The organism is Halobacterium bonnevillei (assembly GCF_009831555.1).
Taxonomy (GTDB): Archaea; Halobacteriota; Halobacteria; order Halobacteriales; family Halobacteriaceae; genus Halobacterium; species Halobacterium bonnevillei.
The window spans coordinates 1-12,983 of the sequence record NZ_WUUU01000085.1; the positions used below are offsets into that span (position 1 = coordinate 1).

General features: G+C 69.4%; 11 protein-coding genes and 2 pseudogenes. 8 read left to right on the top strand and 5 right to left on the bottom strand.

What is annotated here, in order from left to right:
- On the bottom strand, positions 1-1,123 hold a 1,123-nt coding region (locus GRX66_RS11055; RefSeq protein WP_159526613.1), incomplete at its 3' end, for an aldehyde dehydrogenase family protein.
- A gap of 125 nt (positions 1,124-1,248) precedes the next feature.
- Here GRX66_RS11055 and GRX66_RS11060 point away from each other — a divergent pair.
- Positions 1,249-1,991 (top strand): annotated as a pseudogene (locus tag GRX66_RS11060) (carbon-nitrogen hydrolase family protein).
- Between the two features lie 23 nt (positions 1,992-2,014).
- The gene (locus GRX66_RS11065) at positions 2,015-2,965 is read left to right on the top strand and encodes a C40 family peptidase (RefSeq protein ID WP_159526614.1); all 951 of its coding nucleotides are present in this window, start codon (positions 2,015-2,017) and stop codon (positions 2,963-2,965) included.
- Between the two features lie 28 nt (positions 2,966-2,993).
- Here the strand turns inward: GRX66_RS11065 and GRX66_RS11070 are convergent, their stop codons facing one another.
- Both GRX66_RS11070 and GRX66_RS11075 read right to left on the bottom strand, forming a co-directional pair.
- Positions 2,994-3,863: a transcription initiation factor IIB family protein gene (locus tag GRX66_RS11070; RefSeq protein ID WP_159526615.1), complete on the bottom strand. Its 870-nt coding sequence runs from the start codon at positions 3,861-3,863 to the stop codon at positions 2,994-2,996.
- Between the two features lie 156 nt (positions 3,864-4,019).
- Positions 4,020-5,024 (bottom strand): hypothetical protein, encoded by a 1,005-nt coding sequence (locus GRX66_RS11075; protein WP_159526616.1) that lies wholly within the window; start codon positions 5,022-5,024, stop codon positions 4,020-4,022.
- Between the two features lie 352 nt (positions 5,025-5,376).
- On the opposite strand from GRX66_RS11075, the gene GRX66_RS11080 reads away from it, so the two are divergent.
- Both GRX66_RS11080 and GRX66_RS11085 read left to right on the top strand, forming a co-directional pair.
- Positions 5,377-6,831, top strand: coding sequence for a dihydrolipoyl dehydrogenase (locus tag GRX66_RS11080; protein WP_159526617.1), 1,455 nt, complete (start codon positions 5,377-5,379; stop codon positions 6,829-6,831).
- 50 nt (positions 6,832-6,881) lie between these two features.
- Positions 6,882-7,826: a DUF3179 domain-containing protein gene (locus GRX66_RS11085; RefSeq protein ID WP_325064070.1), complete on the top strand. Its 945-nt coding sequence runs from the start codon at positions 6,882-6,884 to the stop codon at positions 7,824-7,826.
- Here GRX66_RS11085 and GRX66_RS11090 read toward each other — a convergent pair.
- Positions 7,823-8,524, bottom strand: a complete 702-nt coding sequence (locus GRX66_RS11090) for an SDR family NAD(P)-dependent oxidoreductase (protein ID WP_159526618.1) — start codon at positions 8,522-8,524, stop codon at positions 7,823-7,825. The genes GRX66_RS11085 and GRX66_RS11090 overlap by 4 nt on opposite strands.
- A 195-nt stretch (positions 8,525-8,719) precedes the next feature.
- On the opposite strand from GRX66_RS11090, the gene GRX66_RS11095 reads away from it, so the two are divergent.
- Together GRX66_RS11095 and GRX66_RS11100 are read left to right on the top strand one after the other, a co-directional pair.
- Positions 8,720-9,361 (top strand): nitroreductase family protein, encoded by a 642-nt coding sequence (locus GRX66_RS11095; protein WP_159526619.1) that lies wholly within the window; start codon positions 8,720-8,722, stop codon positions 9,359-9,361.
- 88 nt (positions 9,362-9,449) lie between these two features.
- Positions 9,450-9,830, top strand: a complete 381-nt coding sequence (locus GRX66_RS11100; protein ID WP_159526620.1) for a hypothetical protein — start codon at positions 9,450-9,452, stop codon at positions 9,828-9,830.
- 38 nt (positions 9,831-9,868) lie between these two features.
- Here the strand turns inward: GRX66_RS11100 and GRX66_RS11105 are convergent, their stop codons facing one another.
- The gene (locus GRX66_RS11105) at positions 9,869-10,552 is read right to left on the bottom strand and encodes a DUF7504 family protein (protein ID WP_159526621.1); all 684 of its coding nucleotides are present in this window, start codon (positions 10,550-10,552) and stop codon (positions 9,869-9,871) included.
- A 185-nt stretch (positions 10,553-10,737) separates the two neighbouring features.
- Here GRX66_RS11105 and GRX66_RS11110 point away from each other — a divergent pair.
- Together GRX66_RS11110 and GRX66_RS11115 are read left to right on the top strand one after the other, a co-directional pair.
- Positions 10,738-11,836 (top strand): annotated as a pseudogene (locus GRX66_RS11110) (NADH:flavin oxidoreductase/NADH oxidase).
- 92 nt (positions 11,837-11,928) lie between these two features.
- The coding region (locus tag GRX66_RS11115) for a GNAT family N-acetyltransferase (RefSeq protein WP_159526622.1) at positions 11,929-12,983 on the top strand (1,055 nt) is incomplete at its 3' end.

Below are 12,983 nucleotides of genomic sequence, written 5' to 3' on the forward strand. Positions count from 1 at the left end.
CCGCCAGCAGGGTCGGCTCGAAGACGTGGACGCCGTCCGCGGCCTCGTAGCGGTCGCCCCCGCGGACGACGCGCGCGCCGCGCTCCACGGCGTCGTCGACCAGTTCCTCGACCCAGTCGGCCTGCTCGGCGCTGACCAGCGGGCCGAGGTCGGTGTCGTCGTCGAAGAGGTCGCCCAGCACCCAGTCGTCGAACCGGGCGTCGATGCGCTCCACGAGGTCGTCGTGGACCGACTCGTGGGCGAGCACGCGCGAGATCGCCGAACAGCGCTGGCCCGCGTACTTCAGCGATCCCTTCGCGGCCGCGGCCGCCGCCTGCTCGAGGTCGGCGTCCTCGAAGACGACGGCGGGCGCGTTCCCGCCGAGTTCCATGTGGAGGTTCACCATCCCGGATTCGTGGGCGACGTGCTTGCCCGCGCCCGATGACCCGGTCATCGCGATGGCGTTCACGCGGTCGTCGCCGGCAAGCGCGTCGCCGATTTCGCTCGCCCGCCCCGGCACGAAGTTGAACGCGCCGTCCGGCATCGGCACGTCGGCGACGATCTCCGAGAGGATGGCGCCGCTCACGGGCGTCTTGCTCGCCGGCTTCAACACGACGGCGTTGCCGGCCGCCAGCGCCGGCGCGACCTGGAGCGCGGTCGTCGCCAGCGGGTAGTTGTACGGCGTGATGCACAGCACCGCGCCCACCGGCTCGGGCTTCACGATGGCTTCCCAGCCCTCGTGGCCCGACGTCGTTCCCTCCCGGTACTCGCCTTTGAGGTGGCGGGCTTCCTCGATGGCGCGTTCGAAGCGCTCGGCCGCGCTCTCGACTTCGCCGCGCGCGCTCGAAATCGGTTTCCCGGCTTCCCGGACGATGACTTCCGCGAGTTCCGCCTTCCTGTCTCGGAGGCCGTCGGCAATCGCTTGCAGCCACTCGCAGCGCTGCGGAATCGTCGTTTCCCGGAGCGCGGGTTTCGCGGCCGCTGCGGCCGCGAGCGCGCGCTCGGCGTGTGGTTCGTCCGCCGCTGCGACCTCCGCGAACGTACCGCCGTCGGCGAGGTCGGTCACGGGGAACGTGTCCGGCCCCGCCACCCACTCACCGTCGACGTAGAGTCGCTCGCGACGACGGATGGCTTCTTGTCCCATGACACTTCCTTCACGGGCCAATGATAAAGAGTTTACTCACATTCGTATAAAGGTTGATCGTCGGGTTTTTGCTGGCCGGTCGCCGACCACTGGACGTGCCAACGCCGACTGTCGCCGCCTGCCAGATGGCCGTCGCGGACCTCGCACCCCAGGCCAACCTCGCCACCGTCGGGGAGCGCCTCGCCAGTCTCGACGACGGCGTGGACGTCGCGCTGTTCCCCGAGTACGCCCTCACCGGGTTCGTCGCCGACGAACGCGTGTACGACGCGGCACTGGCTCGCGACGGCAGGGAACTCGACCGCCTCGACACCTACGCCGCCGACTACGACGTCGCCGTGCTCGCCGGGTTCGTCGAGGTCGCCGACGACTACTACAACGCGGTCGTCTACGTCACGCCCGACGGCGACCGGACGTACTACCGGAAGCGCAACCTCTGGGCGGGCGAACAGGACGTGCTCGCGACCGGCGACGACGCGGTCACCATCGACACGCCGGTCGGTGAAGCCGGCGTCGTCACGTGCTACGACCTCAATTTCGTGGACGTCAGCGCCGCGTTCGCACGCGAGGGCGTAAACGCCCTGTTCGTCGTCGGCGCGTGGCCCGGCTCGTACAGCGAGAACTGGCGACTCCTGCTTCGCGCTCGCGCGCTCGACGGGGTGCGGTGGGTCGTCGGGTGCGGCCGCACGGGAAACGCGACATGGCGGACGCGGAAACGGTCGCGTACGCCGGGCGGTCGGCGGTCGTGCGGCCCGACGGGACGGTCAGTCACGCGCTGAACCGCGACGAACGCACGCTGGTCGCGGACCTGGACCCGTCGATTCTCGCCGAGCAGCGGGAGTTCATCCCCGTGCTGGCCGAAGATTCTTGACCCACTGTCGCATCGGCGACGGCATGGACCCTGCACGTCGTGCGAGCCTCGCAGTGCAGCGATGCCGCACCCGACGCGCGCCGGACGAACGGGTTGCAGTCTACGACTTGCGCGTCGAGTCAGGCCCGCTCAGTCTGACAGGCGTGGTTTCCAGCGACCGGTTTCGCCGGCACGCCCTCGCCGCCGCGCGCGCTGCCGTCGACGAGCCAGTTTCCGCCGATGTCACCGTCCTCGACGCAATCGGCAGTCCCGTCACGACGGCCGAGCGGATTCTCCCCGTACGCAGCGACCCGGATGCGGACGCCGAGCGCGTCACCGAACTCAGGTACGGCGCCAGCGCGACCGCGTACGACGCCGCCGGCGGATGGCGACGGATTCGCGTTCCCGACGGCTACTTCGGGTGGGTCGACGACCGGGGACTCCGTGACCCGGTTCCGTTCGACGCGGACGGCTTCGTGACCACTGACGACCTGACGGTGGACGGCGTCTCCCTGCCGCGCGCCACGGAGTGCGAGGTTCTCGGGGACGGCCGACTGCGCTTCCGAACTGGCGCCGAAGTGGCCGTCGACTCCGAGGTCGTCGAAGCGGGCGGCGCGGTCCAGAGCCCCACGGGCGAGTCAATCGTCGCGCAGGCGCGCCAGTATCTCGGCACTCCCTACCGGTGGGGTGGCGTGAGCGAGGCCGGTATCGACTGCAGCGGACTCGTCTGGGTCGCGTACTTCCGGAACGGCGTAGTACTGCCGCGGGATGCCGACCAGCAGCGGTCCATCGGCGACCCAGTCGAGCGCGACCACCTGGAGCCCGGCGACCTGCTGTTCTTCCCCGGCCACGTCGCGATCTCCACTGGCGGCCGATCCTTCGTGCACGCCTCCGGCTCGGCAGACGCCGTCACCGAGAACAGCCTCGACCCGACGGCGGCTGACTACGTCGCCGACCTCGACGACGCCTTCGAGTGCGCGCGGCGCATCCTGTAATTCCGGACGCGACGCCGATTCCCGACTGCTACACTGATTCGAGGTCGCTGGCGCGCTCGTGGATTGCCGACGACGAACAGCCCGCCGGCGTCTTCAGCGCCTTCATGCCGATGGCGGCGCCCGCTCGTTTTCCCGCGACCCGGAGCGCGGCAGCCGCCCACGCCGCGGGGTCCTCGTCCAGGTCGTACGCGCCGTCGGCCGCCGCCAGTAATTCCTTCGCGCTCGACGCGACGTACTCGGAAGCCGGCAGGTGCTCGCAGTACCAGTCCACCGCGGCGACAGCCGTCTCCGGCGGCGGATTCTGCTCCCGGAGCACCTCGCGTTGCTCCTTGTAACGGTTCCTGATGGTCACGTGTGTGACGTCCGCCAGCTCCGTCAGCGTGTCCTGGCGGACGTCCATGTCCGCTTCGACGCAGGCGTTGTAGATGGCGGCCGCCGCCCAGCCGCTGGGCGACTTCCCGCCGGCGATGCCGGCCTCCTCGCACCGGGCGATCACCTCGCGGGCGCGCTCAGCGACGGGTTCGGGCAGGTCCAGTTCGTCGGCGTACCGCTCGACGTACTGGCTGGCGTCGGCGAACCCCGAGAGGTCGATGCCGAGTTCGCTGGTCACCTCCTTCGCGCGCCGGAGCAACTGCGTCCGGTCCGCGCCCGTCGCGTCGACCACCTCGTCGACGGTTCGCGGCACGCGTTCGACCTTGCACGCGACGTAGAGGCAGGCCGCGGCCGCCGTCTCGACGTCGTAGGAGTGAACCCCCCGTTGGTCCCGGTGGCGACGGAACACCGCGACTGCGGTCTCCGTGGTCTCAGCGGGTACGCCAAGCTCTCGGGCGGCGTCTTCGATCCGGTCGAGCGCCTCGCCGACTGCTCGCGGCTGAGCGCTCGTCTCGTCCGTCGTCATCTAATCGTCCTCGAGTGTGTCACGCGGGGACAAATAACTCGGGGTTCAGGTACCCGCTCGGGTGATACCGCTACGTTGGGAAAACGAGAGTTCCAGAGAGTAGCTCGCAGTCCGAGCAGACGGCAGCGGGCAGCGGTGACGGGGACGCGGAGGTCGTTACCCGTCGTGGTTGGTCGCGTCGCCGTCAGCCTGTCCACCGCCCGCGGACCCGCCGGACCGTTCGAGTGCCGTCTGTGCGTGCTCCTCGGCGTCAGACGCCTGCTCGAGCGCCTGTTCGGCGAGCGCAGCGGCTTCCGCTTCGTCGCCCGCGTCGAGTGCTGCGCGCGCTTCTTCGAGCGTGGCGTTCGCCTCCTCGAGTTGCGCCTTCGCAGTTTCCAGCGCGTCAGCAGCATCGGTTTGTGCGCCGGTCACGAGTTCGTCGGCGCGCTCGACGCTGTCGGACGCTCGCTGGACGGTCGTCGCCGCCTGCTCGACGTCGGCTGCGGCGCTCACAGCCTCGCCGTCTGTGCCCCGCGTCACGTTCTCGGGCGGCCCTTGCATCCCGTCCGAACCGTTGCCGAGGCCGGGTCCGCCGATGGCGCGTGCGACGGCAGCCACGTCCGGCCCGGTCACGTTCGCCGCGTCGTGCCGAAGGGACTGAATCGCGGTGACGTTCACGCCGCGTTCGCGGAGCACCTCGGAGGGCAGTTCGCCCGAGGCGGCCTCGGTCCGTGTGGCGAGCCGGCGGACGGAATCGGTTTTCGCCGACAGTTCCGCCATACGGGCCGCGTACTGGCTCCGGCTCATCGACCCGTCGTCACGCGCTTCGCGGAGTCGCTGCTTCTCCGCACGGAGGTCGGCGAGTCGCTCCTGCAGGTCGCCCACCGTCTCGCCGACGACGTCAGCTTTGGAGTCATTGCTGGCCGCGTTGGCGATTCGGATGCCGAACGACCGACGTTCGATTTCGCCGCCGATTTCGGCCTCCTGGATGCCGGCGACGGCGCTCAGCTGTTCGCCGGGGGAGACGTTCGTCTCGTTCGCCCGGGGTTCGTTGGTCGCCACTGGTGTCGCTGCGCTGCTCGAGGTGGTCGCGTCACTGGCCGGGAGGGCCGCCACGCCGAGCGGCGCGATGGCCGCCGCGAGGACCACCAGCGCAGCAGTGACGAGTGTCGTGTGCCTCATGACAGTTGCTCCTATCGACCAGCCACGTATATACGGGGACGGCCGTCGCGCGCGATTAACCCCAGTTAACTGGGTTTGATACCGAGTTCTAGGCGCTCTACCGGCAGATTAGGAAATTTCACCGCGAGCCTGTCGGACAAAATGCTATTCCGGGGGTCGCCGCGCATCGCGCGGCCAGCGCGCGGCCGACGCTCCGTTTCACAAGTGCAATCGACGCGCCACTCCACCACGCGGACTACACGCGACCGTCAGCGCCGCGAGACCGGTTCGCGTCGCGTACAGGTCAGGCCTCAGACGGGGCGAGACCCTCGACAGCGGGTACCTTCATTGGACCTGGACGCGTGGATACACCATGGACACGTTCGACTTCCTGGTCGTCGGTACGGGGTCCGGGCTGGACGTGGCGAACGTCGCCGCGAACCAGGGCCAGTCGGTCGCTATCGTGGAGAAGGGGGCGATCGGCGGCACGTGCCTCAACCGCGGGTGCATCCCGTCGAAACTCCTGCTGTACCACGCCGACGTCCTCGAGACCGTCGAGCGCGCCGACGAGTTCCACATCGACGCCGACGTGAACGACGTTGCGTTCGCGGACATCGTTCGCGAGGTCAACGAGGAGGTGGAGGCGGACTCGGAGTCGATCCGGCGCGGGCTCCGTTCCTCGGACCAGCACACGCTCTACGAGGGGGAGGCGCAGTTCGTCGACGACCACGAACTCGAAGTCGTCAGCGGTCCGGACGAGGGGGCACGGATGCGCGCCGACACTATTCTGATCGCTGCCGGAACGCGGCCCGCGATTCCCCCGATCGACGGCATCGAGGACGTCGACTACCTCACGAGCACCGAGGCCCTCCAGTTGGAGACGCCGCCGGAGCACCTGGTCGTCGTCGGCGGCGGTTACATCGCGGCGGAACTCGGCCACTTCTTCGGGACGTTCGGCAGCGAAATCTCCATCGTCGGCCGTCGACCGAACCTCCTGCCGGACGCGGACGAGGATGTCGCGGCGGCGTTCACGGACCGGTACGCCGACCGCTTCGACGTCTACACTGGCCTGGAAGTGACCGGCGTCTCCGAGTCCGGGGGTGAAATCACCGTCCAGGCCGCCGAATACGAGTACGGCGACGAGGGCGAGGACGGCGGCATCGTCGAGGGCGGTGAGTCGGTGTCCCTCACGGGCGACGAACTGCTCGTCGCCGCGGGTCGGAGACCGAACACGGACACGCTGAACCTCGACGCGACCGGCGTGCGGACGGACGACCGCGGCTTCGTGGAGACCGACGGCTATCTCGAGACGGACGTCGAGGACGTGTGGGCGGTCGGCGACATCGTCGGCGAGTACCTCCTGAAGCACAACGCGAACCACGAGGCACGAGCTGTCGCGCGGAACATCTTCGGTCGTGAGCGCGAGCCCGTTGACTACTCGGCGATGCCGTACGCGGTGTTCGCGTCCCCCGAGGTGGCCGGCGTCGGCGCGACGGAGGCGGCACTGCAGGACGCCGACCGCGAGTACGCGACGAACACCTACCGCTTCGAGGACACCGCCCGGGGGGACGCGATGCACGCCGAGGGATTCGTGAAGGCGCTCATCGACCTGGAGGGCGAGATTCTCGGCTGCCACATCGTGGGACCCGACGCCTCGACGCTGATTCAGGAGGTCGTCGTCGCGATGAAGGCAGGGTCCGGGACCGTCCGCGACATCCGGGAGTCCGTTCACATCCACCCCGCACTCCCGGAAGTCGTCGACCGTGCGTTCTCGGGGCACTTCACCCGCGCCGGCGACCACGGACACGAGCACCAGCACCACCACTGAGGGTGGCTCCGACGGGTAATTGTTTTCACCGCAGCCCCGTAGCTTGGGGTGTGAACGTCCAGAACGTCCTCCCGAAGGACGCGATTCCGAGTATCGACGACCCGACATTCGGGGAGTCGTACGCGGGTGACCCGGACGACGACGTCCTCGTTGTCGGCGACGACCCGCCGAAAGCGTACCCGGTGCGGATTCTGAACTACCACGAGATCGTCAACGACGCGGTGGACGGCGACCCCGTCGCGGTCACCTGGTGCCCGCTTTGTGGGAGCGCCGTGGTCTACGACCGCCGGGTCGACGACCGCGTGTTGGCGTTCGGCGTGTCCGGGAAACTCGCGGACGACGACCTCGTGATGTACGACCGCGAGACCGACTCCGAGTGGAAGCAGTCCCTCGGAGAGTGCATCGCCGGGGAGTTCGAGGGCGAGTCACTCGCGGTCCTCCCCGCGCGCATGACGACGTACGAGGCCTTCCGGGAGGCCGAACCGGACGGCGTGGTTCTCCAACCGGCGGACGCGGAGAGCGAAGCCGCGAGCGACACCGACGAACCCGCGCCGGTCGACTACGACGACGCCCCCTACGAGTCGTACTTCGAGAGCGACGGGTTCGGGCTGGCCGCACACCGCGGCGAGGGTGAGAGCCGGACCTGGGAGCGCGACGACATCGACCCGAAGACGGTGGTACTCGGTGTCGAGGCCGGCGACGACGCGATGGGGTTCCCGCTCCCGAAGGTAGACGCTGCTTGCGGGGTCGCCACCGCGACAGTCGGCGACCGGTCGGTCGTCGTCTTCGCGAGCGACGACGGCGTCCACGCCTTCGAGAACCCCGGCTTCGACTTCGAGGCGACCGCGGACGGATTCACCGCTGACGGCACAATCTGGGACCCGTCGACCGGCGAGAGCGCGGACGGCCGGACGCTCGACCGCCTGCCGGCGCGGCGCCTGTTCGCGTTCGCCTGGCAGGACGACCACGGGCCCGACGACTTCTGGAGCCCCTAGAACTCCTCGACGTGCGGCCGCAGGTCCAGCTCCAACGTCCACGCGGACTCGTCCTGCTCCACGAGGTGCCAGTACGACGCCGCAATCTCGTCGGGGTCGAGGTACTCGTCTCGGCCTCTCGGCAGACCGTTCGATCCCGCCCCGGGCGGGAGAATCTGGCCGTCGATGACGACGTGAGCGACGTGGACGCCCCGGGGACCGAGTTCTCGCGCCATCGACTCCGCGAGCCCCCGGACCGCGAACTTCGCTGCGCTGAACCCGGCCGCACCGCCGCGCCCGCGGACGGCGGACGTGGCGCCCGTGAAGATGATAGTCCCGCCGTTTCCGTCGAGCATGTCCGGGAGCGCCGCCTGCGAACACAGCAGACCGCCGCGCGCCGACACTGCGAGCGCGTCGTCGAACTCCGCGGGCGTGATGTCCGTGACGCCCTTCCAGGCGCCGCCGCTGGCGTGATTCACGAGGACGTCCACGGGGCCGAACGCCTCCCGGACCGCGTCGAACGCGGCCTCGACCTCCGCTCGCTTCGTGACGTCCGTGGGAACTGCGAGCGCGTCCTCGCCGAGGTCCGCCGAGAGCCCATCGAGGTAGTTCGCCGACCTCGCCAGCAGGCCGACCTGGCAGCCCTCTGTGACGAATCTGCGAGCGAGCGATTCCCCGAGACCGGGCCCCACACCCGCGATTACTGCCGTGCGAGTCATGCCGGAAACTGGGGCCGGGAACACCAAAACCGTACTCCCGAATGCGGACCGGAGAGGCAGCGAGCCCTCGCTTGCACGCCCGCGGCGAACCCACCCAGCAGCCCCGCGGCCCCCTGGGAACCGATCACACTCCCGAAGCGGCGGGGACCACCGACTGCGACAGACGCCTACATACGGGTAACGTTTCGTTAGTAGATGTCAGAAGGCACCCAACAGTTCCGAAGCGATGCGGCCATCGACGCGCTACGAGCGCGACGCTCCGGCCACAACTTCGACGCGAACGCCGACCTGGCCGACGAGACGCTGGAAGCGCTCGTCGAGGACGCGACGTACGCGCCCTCGTCGTACAACCTCCAGCCGTGGGAGTTCGTCGCCATCCAGGACGACGACCGCCTCGACGAACTCGTCGACATCGCGTACGGCCAGCAACACCTGAAGGAGGCCGGCACGGCGATTCTCGTCGCCGGCCACACGGACCCGAAGACCGCGGACCGCGTCTTCGAGGAGTGGGTCGAGGCCGGCCGCTTCGACGCCGAGACCGGCGAGGAGATCAAAGCCCAGACTGTCGCGGGCTACGAGAGCGACCGCGCCGGCCGCGACTACGCCGTGCGGAACGCGAGCCTCGCCGCCCAGAATCTGCTGCTGTCGGCCCACGCCCGCGGGCTCACCGCCACGCCCATGACCGGGTTCGACTTCGAGGCCGCCGCCGAGTTCGTCGACCTGCCGGCGGACACCGTGCCGGTCGTCCTCATCGCCGTCGGCCCGAGCGGCGGCGACGAACCCGAACGCCTCCCGCGCAGGGGCGTCGACGAAGTCCTCCACCGCGAACGACGCTAACTCCGGCGGCCCACACTCCGGCGGTCCAGGTCGGCCGCCGCCGAATGTAGCCGAATCGCTTACACTTCCGGGCGGCGTTGCACGGTGTATGGGAAAAACGTACGTCGACACCGAGGTAGAAGTGGACGTGGATTCGACCGAACTCGAAGTCGAAGCCGGCGAGGAAGACGAGTTCGAGGCGGAACTGAACGCTCCCGGTGTCTCCATCGAAATCGAGGCCGAGATCGAGGTCGCCGGCGAACGCGCGGACAGCGAGCCAGACGCCGACTCCGGAGACGCCCAGGAGAACGGCGACGAACCAGAGAACGGCGGGGACGGAGACGCCCAGGAGAACGGCGACGAACCAGAGAACGGCGGGGACGGAGACGCCCAGGAGAACGGCGACGAACCCGAGGAGTACCTCGAACCCGAGTCGGAGGGCATGGCGCTCGACGACTCGGAGCCGGAGGAGCTGTCCGACCTCGAGTAGTCCGCTGAGCCCGGAGAAAGAGCCGCACGCAGTTCTGCTCAGAGTTCGATCCAGCGCGTGGACAGGGACTCGTCGGGGAGGTGCCAGCGCTGCCGGGGGTCGTCGTCGTCCGCGACTTCGACGACCGCGTCGAACTGCGGGAGGAGACCCTCGACGGCGATGCCGGGGACGTGCGTGCCCACGTGCACGTGCGCGATGCCGTTCGCGTCCGTCACTGCCTCGCGGAGACGTTTCGTGAACTGGAGCACGTCCAGGAGGTCGGTGTCCGCCAGCAGTTCGTCGAGGGCGTCCAGACAGACGCGCAACTGCCCGGCTTCGAACCCGTCCGCGGGCGCGAGCGCGGCGACCTCCGATTCGACGGTGTCCGCGAGGTCGTCCAGGTCCGTTCGCACCGTCGTGGTCGGGACTTCGTCAGCGTTCGTACTGGCGGCCACGGCGTTCCGGGCAGCGGTCCGATAGGCGACGGCGCGCTGGGTGGTCCCGTGGTCGGCTGTCCGGACGCCCTGGTGCGTTCGCGCCTCCGTGTCCGTGAGCACGAACAGGCGCCGGCGGTCGTCTACGGTATCGTCGCCGAGCATCCGCCGACAGCCGGCGCTGCTGGCGTCACTCCCGGCGGATTCGAGCACGAGGAGGAGACAGCCCTCGGACTTGAGGTCGTCGAGCGCGCCGGTGAACGTCTCGGGGTCGTCCGTCCACTCGCGCCCCTGGGAAGCGTCTGACATTGCTACGTGTACACACAGTCACGAGCGAGATAAATATTTTGGACGGCCTTTGTTGGATAAAATTGGTATTCGGGTGTACTGACATCCCGGTCGCTGGCGGTCGTCGCTACGCCCGGTCCGTCAGAAGCCGGCAAGCACGCCCTCGGCCGCGCCGGCTAAACCACCTGGACCGCTACGACCACGTGATGACTGACGACGTGTTCTCGCCGCTGGACCTCCGCGAGACGACCGTCCGGAACCGGTTCGTCGTGTCGCCGATGTGCCAGTACTCCTGTGACGACCGGGACGGCCTCGCGACAGACTGGCACCGCGTCCACCTCGGGTCGCGTGCCGCCGGCGGCGCCGGCGTGGTCATGACGGAGGCCACCGCGGTCGAACCGCGCGGCCGCATCACACCCGAGGACCTCGGCATCTGGAGCGACGACCACCGTGACGCGCTCGCGCCGATTGCGGAGTTCGTGCGGTCCCACGGGGCGGTACCCGGTATCCAGCTCGCGCACGCCGGCCGGAAAGCCTCCAAGACCCGTCCCTGGGACGGCAGCGACCCGCTCCCGCCCGACGAGGGCCGGCTGGGAGACCGTCGGCGCGACGGCCGCCCCCTACCCCTACGACGACGAACCGCCGGCGACCAACCGGCTCGACGCCGACGGCATCGCCGACGTCGTCGAATCCTTCCGGGAGGGGGCGCGGCGCGCCCGCGAGGCCGGCTTCGAAATCGCGGAGGTGCACGCCGCCCACGGCTACCTCCTCCACCAGTTCCTCTCCCCGGTGACCAACGACCGCGACGACGAGTACGGCGGCAGCTTCCGGAACCGCACCCGACTCGTCCGGGAGGTCACCGCGGCAGTCCGCGACGAGTTCGGCGACGAGAAGCCCGTGTTCGTCCGCATCTCGGCGACCGACTGGCTGGACGACCGCGATTCCTGGGACGTCGAGCAGTCGGTCCGGCTCGCAGACGACCTCTCCGACGCCGGCGCCGACCTCATCGACGTCTCGTCGGGCGGCATCCACCCGGACCAGGACGTCGACTGGGTCGGCCCGAACTACCAGGTCCGGTTCGCCGAACGCATCCGCGAGGAACGCGACACCGACGTGAAGGTCGGCGCCGTCGGCGGCATCACGACCGCCGAGCAGGCCGACGCCCTGGTCCGCAACGAGCGCGCGGACCTCGCCTTCGTCGGCCGGAAGTTCCTCCGCGACCCCTACTTCCCCCTGCACGCCGCCGCCGACCTCGGCCGCGAGGACGCGGTCGACATCCCGGTCCAGTACCAGCGCGGATTCTGAACCCGCTCAAGGATTCGTTCACGCCGTCCCCGTTGGGGAGTCGTTGACACGTTCCCGACACCTTCAAGCGGGACTCGCGTCGTTTCGTTCGTATGCCCGAGTTCCGCCCAATTCCCGACGAAGACGTGGATGCGTTCCAGTCCCTCGTCTCGTACGCCTTCCGCCCGGAGCAGGGTCCGTTCGACGAGTCGGACCTCGAGGACTTGCCCGCGGGCGCCGAAATCGGCGACCGGTACGGCCTCTACGACGGCGACGACCTCCTGACCGCCTGCAAGCACATCGACTTCCGGACGCACGTCCGCGGCGACGTCCACGACCTCCACGGCCTGTCCGCTGTCGCGAGTTCGCCCGACCAGCGACGGCAGGGCTACGTGCGCGACCTGCTCGCCGAGAGCCTCGCCCAGTCCCGCAGCGACGAGGTCGCGTTCTCCGCGCTCTGGCCGTTCAAGCGCTCGTTCTACGGGCAGTACGGCTGGGCGACGGGCACGCGGGCGGTCAGCCACGACGTCGACCCGTCGGCGCTCTCGTTCGCGCCCGACCACGACCACGGCCAGTTCGTGACGCTGGACGCCGATGACTGGGAGCGCGCGGCCGCCGTTCACGACGCCCACGGCGAGCGCTTCGACCTCACGATGGACCGCACCGAGGAGTGGTGGCGCAAGCGCGTGTTCAGCGGGTGGGACGACGACCCGTACGCGTACGGGTGGGAGCGCGACGGCGACCTCGCCGCGTACGCCACGTACAGTTTCGAGAGCGGTGATGACGGCAAGACCCTGCAGGTCCGGGACTGGGCGTTCGTCGACCACGACGCCCGCCTCGCACTCCTGCGGTTCCTCGCGGACCACGACTCGCAGGTCGACACCGTCAGCGTCTGGACGCACACCAGCGAGGACCTCCTGGACCTCGTGCCGGACGCCGACGACGTCGAAGCAGAACTCAACCTCTGCCCGATGGTCCGCCTCGTCGACGTCCGGGACGCCCTCGAAGCGCTATCGTACCCGGCTGGGGTCGACGCCGACCTGGTGCTGGACGTCTCGGACCCGCTCGCCGACTGGAACGACGACGCGTTCCGCGTGACTGTCGCGGACGGCGCGGCGACCGTCGAGCGAACGACTGCGGCCGCCGGGGACGCGGACGCGAGCATCGC